The sequence below is a fragment of the Mucilaginibacter terrenus genome (assembly GCF_003432065.1).
Classification (GTDB): Bacteria; Bacteroidota; Bacteroidia; order Sphingobacteriales; family Sphingobacteriaceae; genus Mucilaginibacter; species Mucilaginibacter terrenus.
Map to the genome: position 1 here is coordinate 807321 of NZ_QWDE01000001.1, position 21446 is coordinate 828766.

The 21446-nt window shown below is 43.9% G+C and carries 22 protein-coding genes; 12 read left to right on the forward strand and 10 right to left on the reverse strand.

Annotated features, from left to right (window positions below; translation table 11 throughout):
- Positions 1 to 41 precede the first annotated feature (41 nt).
- Positions 42 to 1949, reverse strand: coding sequence for an OmpA family protein (locus tag DYU05_RS03400; protein ID WP_117381569.1), 1908 nt, complete (start codon positions 1947 to 1949; stop codon positions 42 to 44).
- 40 nt (positions 1950 to 1989) lie between these two features.
- Positions 1990 to 2613, reverse strand: a complete 624-nt coding sequence (locus DYU05_RS03405) for a 7-carboxy-7-deazaguanine synthase QueE (protein WP_117381570.1) — start codon at positions 2611 to 2613, stop codon at positions 1990 to 1992.
- A gap of 182 nt (positions 2614 to 2795) precedes the next feature.
- Between DYU05_RS03405 and DYU05_RS03410 the strand changes: the two genes are divergently transcribed.
- Together DYU05_RS03410 and DYU05_RS03415 are read left to right on the forward strand one after the other, a co-directional pair.
- A complete protein-coding gene (locus DYU05_RS03410) occupies positions 2796 to 3566 on the forward strand; it encodes a hypothetical protein (RefSeq protein ID WP_117381571.1) in 771 nt (256 codons plus the stop codon).
- Positions 3566 to 3904, forward strand: coding sequence for a Rieske (2Fe-2S) protein (locus DYU05_RS03415; RefSeq protein WP_117381572.1), 339 nt, complete (start codon positions 3566 to 3568; stop codon positions 3902 to 3904). Before DYU05_RS03410 ends, DYU05_RS03415 begins: the two co-directional genes overlap by 1 nt.
- Before the next feature lie 5 nt (positions 3905 to 3909).
- On the opposite strand, the gene DYU05_RS03420 is transcribed toward DYU05_RS03415, so the two are convergent.
- Positions 3910 to 4791: a bifunctional 5,10-methylenetetrahydrofolate dehydrogenase/5,10-methenyltetrahydrofolate cyclohydrolase gene (locus DYU05_RS03420; RefSeq protein WP_117381573.1), complete on the reverse strand. Its 882-nt coding sequence runs from the start codon at positions 4789 to 4791 to the stop codon at positions 3910 to 3912.
- A 92-nt stretch (positions 4792 to 4883) separates the two neighbouring features.
- Complete coding sequence (lepA, locus tag DYU05_RS03425) at positions 4884 to 6671, reverse strand: translation elongation factor 4 (RefSeq protein WP_117381574.1); 1788 nt, start codon at positions 6669 to 6671, stop codon at positions 4884 to 4886.
- Positions 6672 to 6756: 85 nt separating this feature from the next.
- Here lepA and DYU05_RS03430 point away from each other — a divergent pair, with 85 nt between their 5' ends.
- Complete coding sequence (locus DYU05_RS03430) at positions 6757 to 7626, forward strand: fructosamine kinase family protein (protein ID WP_117381575.1); 870 nt, start codon at positions 6757 to 6759, stop codon at positions 7624 to 7626.
- Here the strand turns inward: DYU05_RS03430 and DYU05_RS03435 are convergent.
- Positions 7619 to 9325: a hypothetical protein gene (locus DYU05_RS03435; protein ID WP_117381576.1), complete on the reverse strand. Its 1707-nt coding sequence runs from the start codon at positions 9323 to 9325 to the stop codon at positions 7619 to 7621. The genes DYU05_RS03430 and DYU05_RS03435 overlap by 8 nt on opposite strands.
- 106 nt (positions 9326 to 9431) lie before the next feature.
- The gene (locus DYU05_RS03440) at positions 9432 to 11015 is read right to left on the reverse strand and encodes a M20/M25/M40 family metallo-hydrolase (RefSeq protein WP_117381577.1); all 1584 of its coding nucleotides are present in this window, start codon (positions 11013 to 11015) and stop codon (positions 9432 to 9434) included.
- 177 nt (positions 11016 to 11192) lie between these two features.
- Here DYU05_RS03440 and DYU05_RS03445 point away from each other — a divergent pair, with 177 nt between their 5' ends.
- On the forward strand, positions 11193 to 11861 hold the full coding sequence (locus DYU05_RS03445; RefSeq protein ID WP_117381578.1) for an OmpA family protein: 669 nt from the start codon (positions 11193 to 11195) through the stop codon (positions 11859 to 11861).
- A gap of 26 nt (positions 11862 to 11887) precedes the next feature.
- Positions 11888 to 12427, forward strand: coding sequence for a PRC-barrel domain-containing protein (locus tag DYU05_RS03450; RefSeq protein ID WP_117381579.1), 540 nt, complete (start codon positions 11888 to 11890; stop codon positions 12425 to 12427).
- 40 nt (positions 12428 to 12467) lie between these two features.
- On the opposite strand, the gene DYU05_RS03455 is transcribed toward DYU05_RS03450, so the two are convergent.
- Both DYU05_RS03455 and DYU05_RS21400 read right to left on the reverse strand, forming a co-directional pair.
- Positions 12468 to 12791: a hypothetical protein gene (locus DYU05_RS03455; protein ID WP_117381580.1), complete on the reverse strand. Its 324-nt coding sequence runs from the start codon at positions 12789 to 12791 to the stop codon at positions 12468 to 12470.
- A gap of 2 nt (positions 12792 to 12793) precedes the next feature.
- Positions 12794 to 12922, reverse strand: coding sequence for a hypothetical protein (locus DYU05_RS21400; protein WP_262511247.1), 129 nt, complete (start codon positions 12920 to 12922; stop codon positions 12794 to 12796).
- A gap of 197 nt (positions 12923 to 13119) precedes the next feature.
- On the opposite strand from DYU05_RS21400, the gene DYU05_RS03460 reads away from it, so the two are divergent.
- Together DYU05_RS03460 and DYU05_RS03465 are read left to right on the forward strand one after the other, a co-directional pair.
- A complete protein-coding gene (locus tag DYU05_RS03460) occupies positions 13120 to 13314 on the forward strand; it encodes a cold-shock protein (RefSeq protein ID WP_117381581.1) in 195 nt (64 codons plus the stop codon).
- Positions 13315 to 13415: 101 nt separating this feature from the next.
- Positions 13416 to 13607: a hypothetical protein gene (locus tag DYU05_RS03465; protein WP_235853943.1), complete on the forward strand. Its 192-nt coding sequence runs from the start codon at positions 13416 to 13418 to the stop codon at positions 13605 to 13607.
- An 11-nt stretch (positions 13608 to 13618) separates the two neighbouring features.
- Here the strand turns inward: DYU05_RS03465 and DYU05_RS03470 are convergent, their stop codons facing one another.
- Positions 13619 to 13939 carry a hypothetical protein gene (locus DYU05_RS03470; protein WP_117381583.1) on the reverse strand — a complete coding sequence of 107 codons (321 nt, stop codon included), beginning with the start codon at positions 13937 to 13939 and terminating at the stop codon, positions 13619 to 13621.
- Positions 13940 to 14073: 134 nt separating this feature from the next.
- Positions 14074 to 15408 carry a dihydroorotase gene (locus DYU05_RS03475; RefSeq protein ID WP_117381584.1) on the reverse strand — a complete coding sequence of 445 codons (1335 nt, stop codon included), beginning with the start codon at positions 15406 to 15408 and terminating at the stop codon, positions 14074 to 14076.
- 118 nt (positions 15409 to 15526) lie between these two features.
- Between DYU05_RS03475 and DYU05_RS03480 the strand changes: the two genes are divergently transcribed.
- From DYU05_RS03480 to DYU05_RS03500, 5 genes are all read left to right on the forward strand, one after another.
- Positions 15527 to 16885 carry a DEAD/DEAH box helicase gene (locus DYU05_RS03480; protein WP_117381585.1) on the forward strand — a complete coding sequence of 453 codons (1359 nt, stop codon included), beginning with the start codon at positions 15527 to 15529 and terminating at the stop codon, positions 16883 to 16885.
- On the forward strand, positions 16851 to 17159 hold the full coding sequence (locus DYU05_RS03485) for a hypothetical protein (RefSeq protein WP_117381586.1): 309 nt from the start codon (positions 16851 to 16853) through the stop codon (positions 17157 to 17159). The genes DYU05_RS03480 and DYU05_RS03485 overlap by 35 nt, the downstream gene beginning before the upstream one ends.
- Positions 17156 to 17485, forward strand: a complete 330-nt coding sequence (gldC, locus tag DYU05_RS03490; RefSeq protein ID WP_117381587.1) for a gliding motility protein GldC — start codon at positions 17156 to 17158, stop codon at positions 17483 to 17485. The genes DYU05_RS03485 and gldC overlap by 4 nt, the downstream gene beginning before the upstream one ends.
- Positions 17486 to 17489: 4 nt before the next feature.
- Entirely contained in the window at positions 17490 to 17912 is a 423-nt protein-coding gene (locus tag DYU05_RS03495) for a hypothetical protein (protein ID WP_117381588.1), read from the forward strand.
- 95 nt (positions 17913 to 18007) lie between these two features.
- Positions 18008 to 21445, forward strand: coding sequence for a response regulator (locus DYU05_RS03500; RefSeq protein WP_117381589.1), 3438 nt, complete (start codon positions 18008 to 18010; stop codon positions 21443 to 21445).
- Position 21446: the final 1 nt, after the last annotated feature.

Sequence of the window (21446 nt, forward strand, 5' to 3'; positions counted from 1 at the left end):
CGAAGCCATCAGTGCTTAGGCTTTGGACTTTTTACTGAAAGCTATTTACCAATGATTTTAAACTCGGTTCGCCTGTTCCTGCTGCGGTTATCGTCCGATGTGTTGGGTACAATAGGATCAGCTTTACCATAGCCCTTAAACAGTAGCCGACTTGCCGCGATGTTGCTGCCAACAAGGTAGCTGTAAACAGCTTTCGCGCGGTTTTCAGATAGTGACTGATTAGCCACATCATTACCGATATCGTCAGTATAGCCCGAAATCTCAATTTTGATAGTTGGGTTCAGCGTTAAAAATTCAATAAGCTTCTGTAACTCCGCTTTCGATTCCATCTTCAAATCGAATTTGTTTGTATCGAAGAAGATGTTTTTAAGCACAACCTTATTGCCGACTTCAATCGGAGAGAGCAGCACATTAATGTTGAACGCGCTCTTGGTGACATGTCCAATCAGCGAAAAATTATCCGAATAAAATAAATAACCCTGGCGGGATATGTTGAGTCCGTAATTTTTACCGGATGCAAGTGTCGCCAGGAACTCACCCAAATCTTCAGAACTGTAATCCTGGTAAACAGGAAGGTTTTTCTCCAAGTCTATTATCTCAACAACCGCCTCCAATGGCTCTTTAGTTTTTATGTCTTTTACGTTACCCTTCACGTAGGTAACAACGTTGGGGCGCAAGTTTACGGGTAGTTCAAACGTGTAAATATCATACCCGCCAAAACCCTTCAGATTATTAGAGGAGAAGAAGGCATAAGCGCCGTTGGCTGTAAGGGTAAGGCCATTCTCGTCTCCACTAGAGTTTATAGGGTAGCCAAGATTAGCGGGTTTTCCCCACTTACCATCTTTACCAATGCGGCTAATAAAAAGATCCTTGCCGCCCATACCCGGCCAGCCATTGCTGCAAAAGTAAAAAGTGCTATCGTCCGGATGGATGAACGGCGACTGCTCATCGTAAACAGTGTTGATGTTTGGCCCCATATTTTCGGGGTTGCTCCAGCCTTTTTCGGTCAGTTGCGATTTCCATATGTCGTATCCACCATAACCACCCTTGCGGTTACTTACAAAATACATGGTGCGCCCATCAGCACTTACCGATGGTTGTGCTTCCCAACCAGGAGTGTTCAATGGCGCGCTGAGGCTGAATGGCTTCCCCCAGTCATCACCTTTGCGTTGGGAAATGTAAATATCGCAGCGGCCTTGTCCATCGGGCCGGTTACAGCCGGTAAAAAACAGATACTTTCCATCCTGCGATATCGATTGTGCACCTTCGTTATATGCTGGTGTGTTTATCACATTACTTAAGTATGCAGAGTTTTTCCACTTTCCGGTTGGCAGCTTGTCGCTTTTATAAAAATCTTCGTTATTGTTTATTTTACGGGTAAATATCAGGGTACTCTCGTCGGCGGTAGCTACAGGAAGGTATTCATCCGCTGCAGTATTTATCTCGGCGCCCATATTCAACGGTTTAAACGCTACCGGATGCTGCAATGCATCAATGGCGAAAGTACAATCGCGCAATAGCTTGCGTGCTGCAGCCTCGTTTTGTGGAGTCAGGTTAGGGTAGGTAATGTACTTTTCCAGGTGCTGTTGAGCGTTTGCGTACAAACCCTCGTTTATCTCTGAGTCACCAATTTTCATGTAGACAGATCGATTGAACTCAGGGTTAAGATCAATGACTTTTTGGTAATGCTGCACGGCCCCTTTATTGTTCCTTTTCATACGAAGTACATCTCCTAATAAGAAATGCGCCTCAATAAACTTGTTGTCTGATGATATTGCCTTTTCGAGTTGAGTTACGGCATCGTCATACAGATGTTCGTCAATACTTTCATTGGCAAGGGCAAAGTTCTTTATGGCGTCCTTATCAGTAGTAGTGTATTGCCGTTGCTGGGCTAATACGAAAGTTGGGACGAACAGGTAAACTAAAATGAGGAGAATAGGAATGCGCATCGTGGTACTGATACGTGAATCAATACCCTAAGTTACACATTTAAGGGATATTTAAATACTTATGCGTTTGGAGGGATATTTCCCACTGGGGGTTTGCTTTAACGTAATCAACAATAAGCGGGGTCATTTCAAGATGCTTGCTCCACTCGGGCTGCAGGTAAAGTTTACAACCAGGCCCAACCAATTTAGCGTGGTGTTCTGCAAAGGCAAAATCCGACTTGTTAAACACAATCACTTTCAATTCATTCGCAACATCTGCAACGCTTTGTGTGGGTGCTTTGAATTTCTTGGGAGAAAGGCAGATCCAATCCCACTCACCGCTAATTGGATAGGCGCCTGATGTTTCTATAAACGTGCGGATACCGGCATCATGTAATTTAGCAGTGAGGTAGTCAAGATTGTAAATCAGCGGTTCGCCGCCAGTAATTACCACTGCTTTTGCCGGGTGCATAGCAGCATTGGCCACAATTAGGTCCGCATGGGTGAGGGCGTGCAGCTCGGCGTCCCAGCTTTCTTTAACATCGCACCAGTGGCAGCCCACATCGCAGCCGCCAAGGCGGATAAAGTAGGCTGCTTTGCCGGTATTATATCCTTCTCCCTGTATCGTATAAAACTCTTCCATTAAAGGAAGCAGCGTGCCATCTTCCGGAACCTGGTGTGCCATAATTAAGGCTGCAAAGGTACACCATTACCAGCAAAGCATAAAGCACAAAGACGAAAGGTGATATTTTGGTGATGAATAGCCGGTTTTGTTGGGCAATCGCTTTTATTTGTAAGATATTGCCTTTAGCTTTATAGAATAAAGTGTTGTAGACCAGTGGTATAATTATACTCAGCCCGACCTGTATGAAGAAACTTTATTTTCCGGCGTTATTTATATTGATGCTATGCTGTTCTTCATGCGTTGATATTGAAGAACGGTACGACTTTAATAAAGATGGATCATGCAACGTAGTGTATGGCGTTGACATGAGCAGGGCGGTCTCTGTATTAACCAATTTGCTGTCCGACTCAGTCCGCGAGACACCACAGTTCAGCCTGGTTAAGGATACCACTATAAATTTCTACAATGCTTTACCAGACAGCATAGCCAACAAGATGAACGCTGAAGAGATAAAGCTTGCGCAAGGCAGTGATCTGGCTGTTAAAATGAACCTGAAGAACAATGTAATGAAGGTAAACCTGACGCACAAAGCCAGTACTACCGCCGAGTTGCAGTACTACCTCCAACATATATCAAGCCTGCCGATAAATAGTCCGGCTTTCACCGTGGTGAATGGATCATCTAAAATTAACAATGCTCTAGATGCAGGGCAGCGTTTTACAGCAGGGCAAGACTATTACGTTTACGAAATATCTGATAATAAATTCTACCGGAGCGTTGACAAGACTAAATTCAACTTGTTTTTGAAAAAGGTTGGATCAAAGTTATCAGTAGCTAAAGCAATGCTGATTGATATGCCCTGTAAAGTGGTGTTAAGATTTGCGCGGCCGGTAAAAAAGATTAATAATAGCAAGGCTATGCTATCTGCCGACAGGCGCACTGTAACACTGGTAACCAGTATGGACGAAGTAATGAAGAACCCATCGTTAATGAACCTGAAGATAGACCTTTAATGAAGTGGGTTGCTATAGATGAACCGGTACCAACGGGTGAAGCGTTTATAAAAAAAGTAAAGGCCGGCGGCAAGAGTATCTGCCTGGTAGGCTACGAAGGGGAGGTGTATGCGCTGGGTAGCTCGTGCCCGCACGCGGGCTTTGACCTGAGTAAAGGATGGTGTAAAGAAGGTAAACTTATTTGCCCTATACACCGCTTTGGTTATGACCTGCATACCGGCAAAGGCAACCCCGGTCAAAACGACTACATAGAGCATTATCCTATTAAAGTGAAAGATAATGTGCTATATGTCGGTATGGAGTATTTTTGGGATAAGCTAAAGCAGGCGTTTAGATAACCTGCTTAGCTGTAAACCTCTTTATTTGCTGACGCAAGGGTATTCTTTAACAAACCTACTATCGTCATTAGCCCAACACCGCCCGGTACCGGTGTAATCCAGGAAGCTTTTGGTGCAACAGCGTCAAAGTCTACATCGCCATACAACTTGTAACCAGATTTAGTCACAGTTGAAGTTTCACGGTTCATGCCCACATCCACTACCACTACACCGTCCTTAACCATATCGGCAGTAATAAAATTCTTTTTACCTATAGCAACGATCAGGATATCTGCATCTTGGGTGAATTTCTTAATATCAGGTGTGCGGCTATGACATATGGTTACGGTACAGTTGCCGGGCCGCGTGTTACGCGCCATCAGTATGCTCATAGGAGAGCCTACTATGTTACTACGGCCGACAACTACACAATGCTTACCTGCGGTTTCAATTCCGTATTCTTTAAGCATCAATGTTATGCCGTAAGGTGTAGCCGGGATAAAGGAAGGTGAGTTACGCTGCATACGACCAAGGTTTACCGGGTGGAAACCATCCACGTCCTTACGGTGGTCTATTCGTTCGGTAACTTTTTCCGGATCGATGTGCTTTGGCAACGGCAGCTGTACAATAATGCCGTCAATGTCCTCGTCGGCATTTAGTTCAGCCACTTTGGCCAAAAGCTCTTCTTCGGTAACGGTATCTTCGTACCTAACCAAGGAAGATTTAAACCCTACTTTTTCGCAGTTCTTCATCTTGCTGGCCACGTAAGTTTCGCTGCCACCGTCATGGCCTACAAGCACCGCAACCAGGTGCGGCTTGCGGCCGGTGCGCTCCAGTATTTTAGCTGCTTCTTCAGCAATTTCAACCTTGAGTTTTTCTGATACGTATTTTCCGTCTAATAACTGCATAATAGAGTCAGGATGTAAGATTCAAGCGTCAGGAAAGAAAGCAAAACTTATACTCATTGTCTTGCATCTCGACTCTTGTTTCTTGATTCTAGTTAATCTAATTTCAAAACAGCCATAAATGCGCTTTGTGGTATCTCTACGTTACCCACCTGGCGCATCCTTTTTTTACCTGCTTTTTGTTTTTCCAGCAACTTACGCTTACGTGATATGTCACCACCGTAACACTTTGCTGTAACGTCTTTACGCATTGCTTTTACGGTTTCGCGTGCTATGATCTTGGCACCAATAGATGCTTGTATAATAATCTCGAACTGTTGGCGCGGCAGCAATTCTTTAAGCTTTTCGCAGATCTTTTTACCGAAATCGTAGGAGTTTCCGCGGAATATCAATGATGACAATGCATCAACCGGCTCGCTGTTTAGTTTTATGTCCAGCCTTACCAGGTCGCTCTGGCGATAACCTATTTGGTGGTAATCGAATGATGCATAACCTTTAGAAATGGTTTTTAACTTATCATAAAAGTCGAATACAATCTCGCCCATTGGCATTTCGAAAATCAGTTCTACACGATCTGAGGTGAGGTACGATTGATTTTTAATAAAACCACGTTTTTGTATACACAGCGACATAACAGGGCCAACAAACTCCGATTTGGTGATGATGGTTGCTTTTATATAAGGCTCTTCAACAAAGTCAATTTTACTCGGATCAGGCAGGTCAGACGGGTTGTTCACCGTTATCTCTTCACCTCTGGTGCTGTGTGCCAGGTAAGACACGTTGGGAACGGTGGTGATCACCGTCATGTTGAACTCACGCTCAAGACGCTCCTGTATAATTTCCATGTGCAGCATGCCCAGAAAACCGCAGCGGAAACCAAAACCCAAAGCTGCCGAAGATTCCGGCTCGAAAACCAGCGAAGCATCATTCAGCTGAAGCTTAGCCATAGATTCGCGCAGTTCTTCGTAGTCTTCAGTATCTACCGGGTAAATACCTGCGAATACCATTGGCTTTACTTCTTCAAAGCCTTGTATGCCGATTTCGCATGGGCGGGCAATAGTGGTAATGGTATCACCAACTTTAACTTCCCGAGATTCTTTTATGCCAGAGATAATGTAACCTACATCACCGGTTTTAATAACATCCTTAGGTTGTTGTTTTAATTTTAGTGTGCCAACCTCTTCGGCAATATATTGCTTTTCTGTAGCGAAGAACTTCACACGGTCACCTTTGCGTATCTCGCCGTTTACAACTTTAAAGTAAGCTACAATGCCACGGAAGGAGTTATAAACCGAATCAAAAATCAACGCTTGTAGAGGTGCTTCAGGATCTCCAACTGGAGCTGGCACACGCTCTACAATTGCACGTAAAATATCATGCACACCCATGCCTGTTTTACCGGATGCCGCAAGTATATCCTCGCGTTTGCAGCCTATCAGGTCTACTATCTGGTCTTTAACTTCCTCGGGCATAGCGCCGGGAAGGTCCATCTTGTTTAGTACGGGTATAATTTCAAGATCGTTTTCAAGCGCCAGGTAAAGGTTAGATATGGTTTGCGCCTGTATACCTTGCGCAGCGTCTACAATTAGTAAGGCGCCCTCACAAGCAGCAATAGAACGTGATACTTCATAGGAGAAATCCACGTGTCCTGGTGTATCTATCAGGTTCAGCACATAATTTTGGCCATCAAGCTCATAATCCATCTGTATGGCATGGCTCTTAATGGTGATACCCCGTTCCCGCTCAAGGTCCATGTCATCTAAAAGCTGAGCCTGGCTTTCGCGCTGAGTAATAGTATTGGTATATTCTAACAACCTGTCGGCAAGGGTACTTTTGCCGTGGTCAATATGCGCTATAATGCAAAAATTACGGATATGCTTCATTCAATCGCAAAAATAACTTTTTAAGCGGATATTTGGCATAGGCGGCTTCATTAAACTAATTGTACGCTGAATTCCTTTATGAATTATGCCAGTAATTACAATTATTAAATACATAGAAGACATACTGAGTTTTACAGTTAATACCTATCATGCAGTCAGCGGCGGCGACATCAATCAAGCTTATCAGCTAAATACTTCCAGAGGTAAATACTTCCTGAAAGTAAACTCTTTTGACCGCTATCCGTACATGTTCTTACGGGAAAAAGAAGGGCTGGAAGCTATCAGTGCTAGTCAAACTATCAAAGTGCCGGAGGTTATTTTACAAAGCGAAGTGGATAGCGATAGCTTTTTACTCTTGGAGTGGATAGATAGCGTTCAGCCCACTAATAACAACTTAAGAAAACTGGGAGAGCAGCTAGCCAAGCTTCACAAGGTTAGCAATGAGCATTTTGGTTTTTCAACCGACAACTTTATCGGCTCGTTACATCAAGCCAACAAAATCAATGAGGACTGGACTGATTTCTTTATTGAAGAACGGATTGCTCCTTTGTTGCGTTTAGCTTTTGACGCCCGCTTGCTGAGTAAGCATGACGTTAAAGATTTTGAAGAACTTCACAGTAAGCTACCAGACATTTATCCAAAAGAACAGCCTGCTTTGGTACATGGTGATCTTTGGGGTGGTAATTACCTGATTAACAACGGTGGCAATCCATACCTGATAGATCCTGCGGTGTATTATGGCAACCGCGAAATGGATATAGCAACGACCAAGCTATTCGGTGGGTTCGGCGATGTATTTTATGAGGGTTACAACACTACCTATCCGCTTCAGCCGGGATGGGAGCAAAGGGTAAAGCTCTGGAACTTATATCCGCTGCTGGTTCATGTTAATTTATTTGGCGGCACTTACGTGCATCAACTGCAAGCCACCTTGCGAGCAGCACTTGTTATTTAAAAGGCTGTACAAAAACCGGGGTTTCAGATGCCTGTATCGTTACTTTGCCGTTGTTAACTTTTAGCTGTGTGGATTTCATAGTGTCAGAACCCGGGATAAGGTTATACAGTGTTGCAGATTTGACGCCTTCTCCAAGCGTAAGCGTATAGGGCGTCGTTCTTCCTTTTTGATCGGGCACAGTTAATACATACATCGCCTGTTTACCTTTTTGGTACTTGTCTACTAACGGATCACTGTTTAGTGTACTTACATAAGAGTAATCGCCCATTAATTTGCTAGTTTGTAGAATATAATCAGCAGCAGGACGCCGCTTTGTTCCTTCAGCAAGTCCGGATGTTGAGTATTGTTGTGCTTTGTTTGGATAAGCGTCAAACAACTGATAAAAGAACAAACGGTTAAAACCCATTCGCGCATACAATAGTGAAGTACGCAAGATCCAATCAGCTTGTGTAATCAGCGGTGTTTTGGTGCCAATTGGCGGTGCCTTTTGGTAGCTGCCTTGGTTTATGTCATAACCAGCCTCTGTTAACCATACAGGAGGATGGTTGGGCAGGCTGTTAGCATAATCTATAAAGGACTTGGCAATTTCTGGCGCTTCGGAAAGTTCCGGTGCTACACCAGTTGTTGCTTTACGGTGCGTAAGCACGCTGCCGTCATTAGAATATAGATGATAATTGATCACATCAAAGCACAGGTTTATGGTGCCGTCGGCATTATAACCCCGATTTGCCTTGCACCAGTCCACCATACGTTTTACATAATTAACATCGGCAGTAGCTAGTCCGCCCATAACCACCTGCATTCCTGGGTCTGCCGTTTTTACACCGGCATTTGGGCCGAGGGTATGCTTATGGCCGTCGTAAAATGCCGAAAGATTAGCAGCGTATTCTTCGGGAGTTTGAGTTGCCTTGCTGCCTTTCCACCAGCGGTCGTTCTCGTTTCCGCATTCAATGTATTTAATCAAACCCATGCCAATTTTTACTTCATTGACCCGATCGTTCTTCCATCGTGGTCTTGCGTCTACTTTTACCAGCATAGGATTGATCTTGGTGTTATAACCGTAACGCGCAGCAAATTGGAAGGCTGTGTGTGCCTGTACAACATACGATTTTGGTGAACTCCGGTCAGCGTTATAGTAAGCAGGTACGTTCTCGTCGTTACGTTGGTCGGCAGGGTAGGAGTTCATCATCCAAACCGGAAGGTTTTTTATATCCGCAAGCACCAGAATGCTATCCTGCTTACAGCGGGTATAAATAAGATCATAGTTCCAGTTGCCATTATTTGTAGGGTTATAGGTGTAATTGCCTTCGGTACTCTCCAGTTTATTCCAGTTTAGATAATGTCTAACCGCGCTAAACGACTTAATGAGCGCCATGTTATCTTCGTAAATGCCATTGCGGTTGTTTGGTGCGGCCGGGTTCTCTAAGAAATTCCATTCATAACTGTTGATGCCAAACATATTTTTTAGGGGAACGGCCGCATGAATGTGCCTTTGACGAGTGCTGCTATCGGCAGCAGCATCCATGGTGGATTTAACCTGGCTGGTGTGGCACTGGGCAAGGTTCATCACCACGGCAGCTAATGTTATAGCAGGACTTTTAAACAGGCTTAAACTCATTTGAGCGGAGTGGATGATATTACCGGCAGCAAGTTGCAGGCATAATATGTTATACGCAGTAAAAAGGTAAGAGTTGTACATTTAATAGCAAGGGTATATACAATAACGTTTTTCTCTTGAAGTTGGTTGTAAAAAAAAGCCGCCTTGTGTGTACTTACAAGACGGCTGCAAATGCTGTTTATTATCTTTAATCTAAACCACCGCGGCGGGTTGCCTTGGTTTGTGACGGCCACTTACTTTGCTCGCCGGTGCGAGGGTTAATTGGCATAACGGCTTTGTCGCGTGATGTTTTGTTGGGGTCCTCACATGCCTGGTAAACCAAAATTGCTGTTAAGATGGCATTGTTCTTAATATCATCGAAAACAAGTTTGTCGTAAGTGTCGCGATTGGTGTGCCAGGTGTAGTTGCCGTATGACCAGCCAAGCGAACTTAACGAAAAGCCAGGTGCTCCTACGGCTACAAAAGACGCGAAGTCTGAACCACCGGCACCCGGGCTGCCAGGAAAGGTAGTAGTAATACCTTCACGAATGTTAGCCGGTACTTTTGTTAACCAACGACTAATGTAATCATAGCTATTAAGAAAGCCTTGGCCGCCAATGTTTACTACACGCCCTGTGCCATTATCCTGGTTAAACAGTGCCTGCAGATTTGCCACAATTTCGGGGTGATCCTCAACAAACGCGCGCGAACCGTTAAGGCCCTGTTCTTCACTGCTCCAGTGGCCTACCAGGATGGTGCGTTTTGGATTGGGATATACTTTTTTGAGGATGCGCATGGCTTCCATCATGGTTAAAGTACCTGTACCGTTATCTGTAGCGCCTTGTCCGCCATCCCACGAGTCGAAGTGAGCAGAAAGCATTACGTATTCGTTTGGCTTTTCTGTGCCTTTAATTTCACCTATAATATTAAACGTTGGTACAGCACCAAGTTCCGTTGATTCTGCCTGGATTTTAATCATCGGCTTTTCGCCACCGTCAGCCAGGCGGTATAGTATTCCGTAGTCTTCCAGGGCAATGTCAACCGTCGGGATCTTTTTTGTATAAGCACTGAATATTTTATCTACACCAAAGCCGGCAGACCAGTTGTTGGTGACAATACCGGCTGCACCTGCTTTCTCCAATGCGGGAGGGAGCGTACGCGATGTTAGCCCTGTATTTGCTATGCGTTTGCGCCAGGCATCAATTTGTGCCGCACGATCAGTCTTCATTTTTTCAAATGACTCCTTAGTTCCAAACTCAGTCCAGTTATAATCCGGCCGCCCTGTTGGCTGCAGCATAGATATCATCACGAACTTGCCTTTAACCGCAGGAAGCCATTTTTGGAATGCTACTGAATCTGCAAATTCCGGCAGGATAATGCATTCCGCAGTAACAGGTTTTTTCATATTAGGGCTCCACGCCAGCTGCGTACCTTCCAACGATCGTACCCGGGGTGATACCATATCTATATGTGATATGCCGCGCTCCCAGCCGCGCCATTCACCCCATTTTTCCTGACGTGCAGTAATACCAAACTCTTTGTATTTGGCAAGAGCCCACTCTCCGGCTTTAGCCATGCCGGGGCTGCCTACCAGCCTTGATCCTATACCATCCAGCAGCTGGTGTGCCAAAGGCTGCAGTTGCGAGTTGTCGGTTTCTTCTTTAACAATGGCATCAACTACAGGGTCTTTAGTTTGCGCAAGAGACGTTCCTGCAGACAAAAGAGCCGGTACCACTAATAATGTTGTGATGCAGCCGCGGGTAAGGCGGCCAAGGGTGTTGGTAGTTTTCATGTAGCTAATGTAAGTAAAGTAACAGCTGTATTGGAGGCACAGAAACAAAGATTTTACACGAGATCTTAAATTCAGTAGTGTATAAAGCTGCTCACAATTAAGTTTAAATGCATTTTTTAAAACCAAAAATGCTCGCGGGACTTTGATATATAAACATTTACCCCATCAATTTTAATTATGGCACAACTGGATGTACAACCGAAGCAAAGAAGCCCTATATGGATATGGATAGTGCTGGCTGTAGTATTATTGGGTGTAATATTTTTACTGGCCCGTGGTTGTAACAAAAGCTACCAGCCCACTGCACTTAAAACCACTGATGTAGATTCTGTTGGAAAAAATAGCACCAATAATGTTGATTCCGCAAAAACTGTGGCAACTTCGCAGCCTGACTGGGAATCTGTTGATTTTGATCTTGCCCGATCCAGCTATAATGAAGTTACTGATACAGCGATTGCGGTTAGAGGCAACACCAAATATACCATTTACGGGTTAGGTGAAAATGTACTTTTTGCCCCCAATGACAGCAAGTTACAAGGCAGTGCAGATGGACGATTACAAATGATAATTAATTCGTTAAACAAGCGGTTCAAGTATGCTGCTATTGGCGTTTACGGCCATACAGATAGCACGGGCACCACGGAGCAAAACAGAAGCCTGGGTGCCAAAAGGGCGAATGCGGTAACCGACTGGCTGGTGAATAAAGGCGGCTTAGCCCGGGAAATGATCTCTGTACACTCGTTGGGCGAATCACAACCTATTGCAGAAAATGGTAGTGCCCGTGGCCGGCAGCAAAACAGGAGCGTGGAGATAGTAGCCTTCCCGCGAGATACCGTAAAGAATTAGCAAAGCAAACTTTAAATTTTTTAATTATGGCTTCTACAGATAACACCGATGACATTAGTAAGCTTACAGAGCTAAGCGATAGTGACTTTGAAATAGCTGACGGGCAACCTGATATTCAGGGATGGGACGTTCGGGATTCTGAAGGGAACAAATTAGGCGAGGTGGACGAATTGCTTTTTAATCCGGCTTCGCGCAAAGTACGTTACATTATTGTTCACATGGAAAATAACGATATTGGACTTGAGGATGGCCGTGTGCTGATGCCAATAGGCGTTGCAGAACTGGATGAACATAAAGACAATGTAATCATCCCCGATATTACAAAGGCGCAAATACTGTCTCTGCCGCTTTATGAGTACGGTCGTGATATCGACTCAGACACTGAAGCACAAATAAGAAATGTATTTGTCGCACCGGACGCTAATGTAATGGTGGGTACAGACTTTTATGACCATGACCATTTCAATCAAACCAAATTCTACGGCAAGCGACGCGAACCGGGAGCAGACACAGTAAGTAAGAGTTACCTGGATACACCACCAGAAGGGAACAACGAAACGGTATAAAATAGATGTGTACCAAAAATACTTTGGTACACATCTATTACTAGTTACGCGGGCGCTTTAGATTATAAGCTACCAGATAGTTAAGGCTATCAGCAGCTATGGTCTTTTTGTCCGGTGTGTTTTCGCTGGTACTAAGTGAGTTGCTCAAACGCGATTTAAGCTGGGTATATACCTCCAGTACCGCTTCCGGCAGCATTTTAGTTGCTATAGTAGGATAATAATTTTTTTGCAACCGCGATTTCTCCGTGTCTGACACCAGGCTAAGTTCCCATACATCATCCGCTTTAAAGCCATGTTCACGGGCAGTGTTCATTAGTTCGTATGAATAAAGGCGGGTTTCTGCCTCAACCGTTTTTTCGTTCATGATTATTTTTGTTTGGGATTAAGTGTAGCAGATACTGTTTCTTTACCAGACTGGTAGGAAGATACCTTTTTGTTAACCGTAACACTTTTTTCTTTTTTCTTCTCTCTGGAAGAACTTTTTTCCTTACTCATGATGTTGTACTTAGATAATTATACCTGCCGGTACAGGTGGACTGAGGATGCCGGACAATTTGTTAGAAGTATTTCTTTAAATATAACTTTAATTATTGATAGTTAGTGCGTTTAACTTATAAATTAAAGTAAAACTTTAAATAATGCCGTGAACCGGTAATTTATGCCTACCTTGCGCACTTATTAAAAATAGCATAATGCAAAAAGAAGGTACAGTAAAGTTTTTCAACGTCACTAAAGGCTTTGGATTCATTTCACAGAGTGACAACAGGAACGACGTTTTTGTTCATTCAACAGGTTTGATCGATACTATCCGTGAAAACGATAACGTAACGTTTGAAATAGAAGAAGGCAAAAAAGGCCCAAGCGCGGTAAATGTAAAATTGGTTTAAAATATCACATCATATTTAATCGTGAGCATCTGCCTACAGGCAGATGCTTTTTTATTCATTTAAATTTTAATCGGTACATGGCTAAATCCCAGGCAACATTCATGAAAAAACAGCTGGAAAAAAATCGGCAAAAAAAGAAACAAGACAAAGAAGAGCGTAAACAAGCGCGCAAAGACAACCCAGGTGCCACTGATTTAGAGAGCATGATGGCGTATGTTAATGAAGACGGAGAATTGGTATCTACACCACCTGAAAAAAAAGCGACTAACATTCCACCCGCTCAGGAATCCTAACAGCAGAAATGCTACCCTTTGTAACCAAGCGAGAAACCGGATTTGCTGGTGTATAATAATCTGTTTATAAAGGCTTTTATCTGTTCCAACATAGTTGAAGGTTTAGCTGGTGAATTAAGAATTGATTCATTTGGTTGATGGGGCGCAGGTGGTTTGCTATCTGCCTGCATCTCCTCCAATATGCTTTCACGTATATCAGGGTCACGGTTAACAATATCGTCCAGTTCAGTGAGATCGTTAAAAGTAGCCTTACCGTTGCGCTGCTTTTTTATCAGGATATCGAAGCGTTCCTGCCTGAAAGTCATTCTGATAAGTGGCCTGTTACTTTTCATTATACAACGATGATAGCAACATGCAACAAATTAGATGCCATCTAGTTAACTTATTGTATAACAAGATTTTGTTCGTTTTGAATGATGCTCTCTGTTACGAAACCATGCAACAATCGTGCGGTATCGAACAATAACTAACGGTCAAAGGTCATTCGCTTGCCAACTTTCTCGTCTACAAATTGGCCTTGCTCGTATACGAGGTTACCTGATACTACGGTATGCGTAACCGCAGAGTTAAATTTTTGCCCCTCAAAAGGCGACCAACCGCTTTTATAAAGAAGATTCTCTGGTGTCACCGTCCATGGCTTTGCAAGGTCAGCCAGCACCAGATCTGCCCAGTATCCTTCGCGAATAAAACCCCGCTGCTCTATCTGGAAGCAGGTAGCAACATTGTGGGCCATCTTCTCTGCTATTTGTTCAAGGGTTATTTTGCCTTGATGATAAAGTTCCAGCATGGTTACTAAGGCATGCTGGACAAGTGGCCCGCCACTTGGAGCCTGCAGGTAAGGCTGAGCTTTTTCCTCAATGGTGTGTGGTGCATGGTCTGTGGCAATAACGTCAATACGACCGTCAAGAACGGCAGCTAATATACCGTCCCGGTCGTCCTTAGTTTTAACTGCAGGGTTCCACTTTATCAGGTTGCCTTTTTCTGCGTAATCTGCATCGCTAAACCATAAGTGATGGATGCAAGCCTCTGCGGTAATGCGTTTCCGGGCTAACGGCAACTCATTGCTGAACAGATGCGTCTCACGTTCTGTAGAAATATGCAGGATGTGAAGACGGGTGTTGTGCTTCTTAGCCAGGTTTACAGCCATAGAAGAGGAGAGGTAACAAGCTTCAGCGCTTCGTATTTTAGGGTGCATTTTAGGTGTTAGGTTGTTGCCCAACAGCTGTTTGAAATCCTCGAGGTTACTCTTTATCGTTGCTTCGTCTTCGCAATGCGTTGCTATGAGCAGGGGCGACTGCGCGAAGACTTGCTCCAGGGTTGTTGGGTTATCAACCAGCATATTACCTGTTGAAGAGCCCATGAACACCTTTACACCACAAACGTTTTTAACGTCGGTTCGCAGAACCTCATCCAGGTTGTCGTTGCTCGCGCCCATAAAAAACGAATAGTTAGCCAGGGAGTTACGGGCTGCTATCTGGTATTTGTCTTCAAGCAGTTGCTGCGTTAAAGTATTAGGCACCGTGTTAGGCATCTCCATAAAGGAAGTTATGCCACCTGCAACAGCCGCTCTCGACTCTGTGTAAATGTCACCCTTATGTGTAAGTCCGGGTTCACGAAAATGCACCTGGTCATCTATACACCCTGGGAAAAGGTGCATTCCTTCCGCGTTTATTACCCTGTCAGCATTCGAACTGATCTCTTTATCTATACGATTAATTAAACCGTCCTTTACCAAAACGTCGGCAATTATTTGTTTTCCTTCGTTAACAACTGTAGCCGATTTGATGAGAATTGTGCCCATAAAGCAAAGATAGGTTTTAGCCGGATATGTTCAATTAATACCACGAAAGCAGGGCTTTGGTAAATTGATGGCCTGCAAGGTTTCGGCCTCAATCAACTAAAACACTATCTTTGCGGCTATGGCTGTATCCTTTGAAGACCTTAAGTTTAACCGGCAGATATTAAATGCGATCGCCGACGCCGGTTACACCGAGCCTACGCCTATACAGCAGAAAGCCATTCCGCCTATTTTAAACGGACAGGATGTTATGGGTATTGCGCAAACCGGTACAGGAAAAACTGCCGCGTATGTGCTACCTATACTTATGAAACTAAAGTATGCGCAGGGCGAGCATGCCCGCGCTATGATAGTTGCACCTACAAGGGAACTTGCAATGCAAATAGAGGAGAATATAAAAACCTTTGCAGCAAATACCGATCTACGTACAGTAGTCTTGTACGGAGGCCTTGGCCCAAAAAAACAAATTGAACAGATAAATAAAGGTGTCGACATTATTGTTGCTACACCGGGTCGACTGATGGATATTTATCTCGCCGGCCATATTGTTACCAAAACGTTGCAGGTACTGGTGCTTGACGAAGCTGACAAGATGATGGACATGGGCTTTATGCCGCAGATAAACCGCATACTGGAAGTGGTGCCGGTAAAACGGCAAAACCTGCTTTTCTCCGCCACCATGTCAGACAAGGTGCATAACCTTTCCTCGAACTTCCTGGAGTTCCCCGTGGTGATAGAGGTTACGCCGCAGGCCACACCGGCGCAAACTGTTAATCAGACCTTGTATCATGTGCCCAACAATAAAACCAAGATACATCTGCTTAAAGTACTGCTGGACAGAAGTGACGAGATTAAAAAGCTTATGATCTTCTGCAAAACCCGTACAGCAGCAGAAGATGTATCTAAGTTCCTGATCCGTAAATTCGGTGAGTCGGAGGTTAAGGTACTGCATGCCAACAAAGGACAAAACACGCGCATTAACTCCATTAACTCGTTCAAAAACGATGAGGTGAAGATGCTGGTAGCTACAGATGTGGCATCCCGTGGTATTGATGTAAGTGATGTAAGCCACGTTATTAACTTTGATGTGCCCGTTGTGTACGAAGATTATGTGCACCGTATAGGCCGTACGGGCAGGGCATACCAGCATGGGGAGGCCGTCACGTTTTGCAACCCTGCCGAGGAGTACTACATACGTAAAATAGAGAAACTGATCAGGCAAAGCATACCTGTAGCTAAACTCCCGGAGGATGTTTTTGTGGAAGAGACACCTTACGACGAACGCCAGGAGCAGGCTAAGGAAATAGATATGCAAAAGCGTCGCGAAGACCCTGAGTTTAAAGGTGCCTTTCACGAGAAGAAGTCGCTTGCGCAGAAAAAGAAATTTGAAGCTGCCAAAGCAAAGAAACAACCAAACCATCCAAATAGTAAACCAGCGAAGAAATATGGCGCACAAAAACGAAGCGGCCGCAAACATTAATCAACCACGCAAATTCAGGCTCACACCGCTTAACTTTGCTACTGCAGGCTTTTTTGCTCTTGCTACCTACATCTTTATAAACGGGGCGAAAATTACCGGTTCCCCATACGAGCATTGGAGCACCACAATAGGCTGGATATTTATTCTTTTTGCAGTAGTTGTGTCATTGCTGGATATAATTTTTCGTAATTTCTTCACTGAAACTAAAAAGCTGTGGGTTATAGAGCTAAGCTTTATAACTTTGGTGGCTGTAATATTCTTTCTTGTAAAATGAAAACTGCCGAAATAAAGCTCACTATTCAACTCGACGACAATAACGTTCCTGAAAACATTCTGTGGGAGTCTACAGATTCTCAGAACAAAGAGGCGCTGCCTGTACAAGCCATGATGCTTTCGCTATGGGATCAAAGTTTTAAGAACACCCTTAAAATAGACCTTTGGACTAAGGATATGCCGGTTGATGAAATGAAACGATTCTTTTATGAGACCTTGCAAACTATGGGCGATACATTCTTACGTGCAACCGGCGAAAAGAATATTGTGGAAGATCTTCGCGATTATTGCGCCCACTTCGCAGACAAGATGGATATTAGAAAGTAAACACATGCGCCTGCCTACGCTAACCTCTGTTTTAGGGTTTATTATTCTTATCATAGGCACGTACTGCCCAATGCTCCGGCCTTTTCACCTCTTTAACTGGAACGTTTACCAGCTAAACCAGCCATTTGGTTTTTTATTGATGCTTGTAGGTATTATAGGCATCATATGCGCGGTGCTTAACCAGTCAAAGGTTACAAAGCTGGCTGCGTTTATATCACTGGCCTTAGTCATTTTGTTACTTATAGCCGCAGTGCTTAAGGTAAAAACCAGCTTTAGTTTTATACCATTCAAGGGTATAAATGCATTCCTTACTAGGCAAATTGCTTTTAAATGGGGATGGTATGTGTTATTTGCAGGCCCTTTATTATCGGTTGCAGGTGCGCTGTTTACCAGAAAGCCTCAGATAAGCGATTATAAACAAGTTTAATACACATATAATGTTTATTTGCAGCAACTTGCTGCATAATTAGTGTACAAGTGTTTTTTTAAACATATTTGTACGATAAAACCACATCTTATTCAATGTTTAAATTTTCGTTCAGAAACCAGGTACTGGCAGGTTTTGCGGTATCAATTATACTTGTTATAGCTGTTGGCGTACTATCATTTAATAGTATAAAGCAATTAGAGGATGACACCGTAATGGTTGATCACACTCAGAAGGTGATAAAAACTACCAACAATGTTCTGCAATTGCTTATTGATGGTGAAACCGGCATGCGCGGTTATGGTGCCACCAATAACAAAGTTTTCCTTGAACCTTACAACCAGGCGGTGCCACGTATAACCGAAAATTTGTACCAGCTATCACAAATGGTGCAGGACAATCCGGAGCAACTACGCAGGATAGATTCATTAAAAGACCTTGTAAACAGGCAACTGGTTGTATTAAAAACCAATATTGAGACTCGTGAAGCAAAAGGCCTGGAGTTTATGGTGAATAACCATATGTTCCTAAACGGCAAGCAGAACATGGACAGTATCCGGGGGCTTAATGAGCGCGTTATAAGCATGGAGAATAGTTTGCTTGCACAGCGCAAAGCTAAGTCTGATGCTGCATCGAACAGAGCCATTATCGTTATCCTTATTGGTTCAATGGTATTTGTACTTATTGTTGTTATACTGTTTTACTACATACAAGGCACCTTTGCAAGGCAGAAGAAAATTGAAGAGGAGATTCGTGTTGCTAATATTGAGCTGGAAAAAGTGCTGGCCGAAAACGAATCGAAAAACTGGCTGCTCACGGGCACAGGCACCCTTAACGAAAAGATGCAGGGTCAGCAAAGTGAAAAAGAACTCAGCAGCAATATTCTAAAAGAAGTGTGTGTTTATGCCGGCGCACTAACGGGCACTATTTATCTATTTAATGAGGCTGAGAATCATCTGGATCTTTACGCATCCTACGCCTTTGGTGACGAAAGCGGTTTAAAGACACGTATTAACATTACTGAAGGCTGGATTGGCCAGGCTGCACAGGACGAGCGTGCTGTAGTTGTAAAAGGAAAGCTGAACGATAAATTGGTTTTAGGATCATCGTTGGTACAGGATGAGATGATTGAAGCCATTGTTGTTCCGTTCTTCTTCGATAAAAAGCTAAAGGGCGTAATGGAAATTGGTTTCCGTGGCGAACTGAAGGAAAGTGTTAAGGACTACATCCTTTTGGTGGCAAATGATATAGGTATAGCAGTAAACACCGCACAGGCACGTACCATTATGCACGACCTGTTTGAGGAAACCCAGCAACAGGCAGAAGAGTTGGAAGCACAGCAGGAAGAAATGCGTGTTACCAACGAAGAGTTGATGAATAAGACCGAGATGCTGCAAGCTTCTGAAGAAGAGCTACGCGTGCAGCAGGAGGAGTTACGTACCATTAACGCCGAACTTGAAGAAAAAGCAAGTTTGCTGGAAGAAAAGAACCAGGCAATAGAAGAAGCCCGCCAATCTATCACGCAGAAGGCCGACGAACTGGAAACAACGGGACGCTACAAGTCGGAGTTTTTGGCCAACATGAGCCATGAATTGCGCACACCGCTAAATAGTATACTTGTACTTGCACGCATTTTAAAGGATAACAAACCGGCTAACCTTTCAGAAGATCAGATCAAATATGCCAGTGTCATATTTAATGCCGGCAACGACCTGCTTACGCTGATCAATGACATTCTTGACCTTTCGAAAATAGAATCGGGCAAGCTGGATATGCAAATCGAGGATATCCGCATTGCCGACATCTTGGCCGACGTGCAATCCTTGTTTGCAGAAATGGCTATTAACAAGCACATTGACTTTAAAACCACTCTGACTGATGTTCCGGATACAATCACTACCGACAAGGTTAGGGTAGAACAAGTGGTAAAGAACTTGCTATCTAACGCCTTCAAGTTCACACCGGAAAACGGGAAGATATCCGTCACCGCAAAGCCGGGGCCGTTAGCAAATACCATTGCATTTTCAATAAAGGATTCAGGCATTGGAATACCTGCCGAAAAACAAAAAATCATTTTCGAAGCCTTCCAACAAGCAGATGGCTCAACCAGCCGTAAATACGGTGGCACAGGTCTGGGGCTCTCAATTAGTCGCGAACTAGCTAGCCTGTTGGGCGGTTACATTACACTTTCCAGCGAGCCGGCTGAGGGTAGCGAATTTACCCTGATATTGCCTTTTGAAGCTGTAGCTAAAGTAAAAGAAGAACCATCCGTGCCGACGGTAGAAACATTTACACCACCTACCAATTTCTTAAGCTCTGTACCGAAGAAGGCAACCTCAACAGGTGAACCAACTGTAGTAATTGTTGAGGATGACAAAAACTTTGCAAACATATTGCAGGATTACGCCCGTGATCATGGTTATAAAGCCGTTATGGTTCATGACGGTACGTCGGCTGTCGACATTATAAAAGAAAAGCAGCCTGACGCTATCATATTGGACATAATGCTGCCTGGTAAAGACGGCTGGCAAATATTAAAGGAGCTTAAAGCAAACGAAGAAACCGTAAACATTCCGGTACACATGATGTCGGCAGGAGATGCCGCAGCAAACCGGGTACGTAACGAAGGTGCTATAAGCTTTTTAAAGAAACCAATTAGCACAGAATCGCTGGATAAGTTGTTTACAGACATTATGAGCACCAGCGGCACAAGTTTCAAGCAGATTTTGCTTGTGGAAGATCATAAGGCACAAAGCCAGGCATTAAAAGATTTGATGCAAGCACAGGGCATTACCGTAGATCAGGCTTTTGATGGCGAATCGGCATTCAGGATGCTTAATGAAAACGACTATCAGTGCGTTATCCTTGACCTCAATTTGCCTGATATATCCGGACTTGACCTGCTGGACAAGATTAAGGCAGATGAAAAGTTCTCTTCTTTACCTGTGATCATTAACACCGCTATGGAACTTGATAAAAGTTCAGTAAACAGGCTGATGCAATATGCCAATGCCATGGTGGTAAAAACCAGCAAATCAAGCGACAGGCTTATTGATGAGGTTAATCTTTTCCTGAACAAAATCAGTGAGACATCCGGCGCACAGCAATCATCAACAGCAATATCCCCTAAGAAGGCCATTGCTGCTACCAAGGACAGCCTTAAAGGTAAAAAGGTGCTGGTAGTGGATGACGACATGCGCAATATTTTTGCATTGAGCAGCGCGCTTGAGACGTATGACCTGAATGTGGTGATTGCAAATGATGGGGAAGAGGCCATTGCCAAGCTGGAAGAAGTACCGGATATAGATATTGTGCTTATGGATATAATGATGCCAAAAATGGATGGGTACGAAGCTACCAGGTATATCCGTAAGCAAAACAAATGGTCAAAATTGCCTGTTATCGCCTTAACCGCAAAAGCAATGAAGGACGACAGGGAAAAGTGCATAGCAGCCGGCGCAAATGACTACATCACCAAGCCAGTAGATATGGACAGGCTTATTGCCCTTATGCAGCTGTGGCTTGATAGCTGAT

Coding starts and splice junctions, on each gene's coding strand:
- DYU05_RS03455 (WP_117381580.1), bottom strand. CDS start 12,791: ATGAACGAAAAAACGGTTGAGGCAGAAACCCGCCTTTATTCATACGAA.
- DYU05_RS03420 (WP_117381573.1), bottom strand. CDS start 4,791: ATGCAGTTATTAGACGGAAAATACGTATCAGAAAAACTCAAGGTTGAA.
- DYU05_RS03430 (WP_117381575.1), top strand. CDS start 6,757: ATGCCAGTAATTACAATTATTAAATACATAGAAGACATACTGAGTTTT.
- DYU05_RS03435 (WP_117381576.1), bottom strand. CDS start 9,325: ATGTACAACTCTTACCTTTTTACTGCGTATAACATATTATGCCTGCAA.
- DYU05_RS03440 (WP_117381577.1), bottom strand. CDS start 11,015: ATGAAAACTACCAACACCCTTGGCCGCCTTACCCGCGGCTGCATCACA.
- DYU05_RS03410 (WP_117381571.1), top strand. CDS start 2,796: ATGAAGAAACTTTATTTTCCGGCGTTATTTATATTGATGCTATGCTGT.
- DYU05_RS03400 (WP_117381569.1), bottom strand. CDS start 1,949: ATGCGCATTCCTATTCTCCTCATTTTAGTTTACCTGTTCGTCCCAACT.
- DYU05_RS03485 (WP_117381586.1), top strand. CDS start 16,851: ATGGCGCACAAAAACGAAGCGGCCGCAAACATTAATCAACCACGCAAA.
- DYU05_RS03445 (WP_117381578.1), top strand. CDS start 11,193: ATGGCACAACTGGATGTACAACCGAAGCAAAGAAGCCCTATATGGATA.
- DYU05_RS03415 (WP_117381572.1), top strand. CDS start 3,566: ATGAAGTGGGTTGCTATAGATGAACCGGTACCAACGGGTGAAGCGTTT.
- gldC (WP_117381587.1), top strand. CDS start 17,156: ATGAAAACTGCCGAAATAAAGCTCACTATTCAACTCGACGACAATAAC.
- DYU05_RS03405 (WP_117381570.1), bottom strand. CDS start 2,613: ATGGCACACCAGGTTCCGGAAGATGGCACGCTGCTTCCTTTAATGGAA.
- DYU05_RS03460 (WP_117381581.1), top strand. CDS start 13,120: ATGCAAAAAGAAGGTACAGTAAAGTTTTTCAACGTCACTAAAGGCTTT.
- lepA (WP_117381574.1), bottom strand. CDS start 6,671: ATGAAGCATATCCGTAATTTTTGCATTATAGCGCATATTGACCACGGC.
- DYU05_RS03450 (WP_117381579.1), top strand. CDS start 11,888: ATGGCTTCTACAGATAACACCGATGACATTAGTAAGCTTACAGAGCTA.
- DYU05_RS03480 (WP_117381585.1), top strand. CDS start 15,527: ATGGCTGTATCCTTTGAAGACCTTAAGTTTAACCGGCAGATATTAAAT.
- DYU05_RS03465 (WP_235853943.1), top strand. CDS start 13,416: ATGAAAAAACAGCTGGAAAAAAATCGGCAAAAAAAGAAACAAGACAAA.
- DYU05_RS03500 (WP_117381589.1), top strand. CDS start 18,008: ATGTTTAAATTTTCGTTCAGAAACCAGGTACTGGCAGGTTTTGCGGTA.
- DYU05_RS03470 (WP_117381583.1), bottom strand. CDS start 13,939: ATGAAAAGTAACAGGCCACTTATCAGAATGACTTTCAGGCAGGAACGC.
- DYU05_RS03475 (WP_117381584.1), bottom strand. CDS start 15,408: ATGGGCACAATTCTCATCAAATCGGCTACAGTTGTTAACGAAGGAAAA.
- DYU05_RS21400 (WP_262511247.1), bottom strand. CDS start 12,922: ATGAGTAAGGAAAAAAGTTCTTCCAGAGAGAAGAAAAAAGAAAAAAGT.
- DYU05_RS03495 (WP_117381588.1), top strand. CDS start 17,490: ATGCGCCTGCCTACGCTAACCTCTGTTTTAGGGTTTATTATTCTTATC.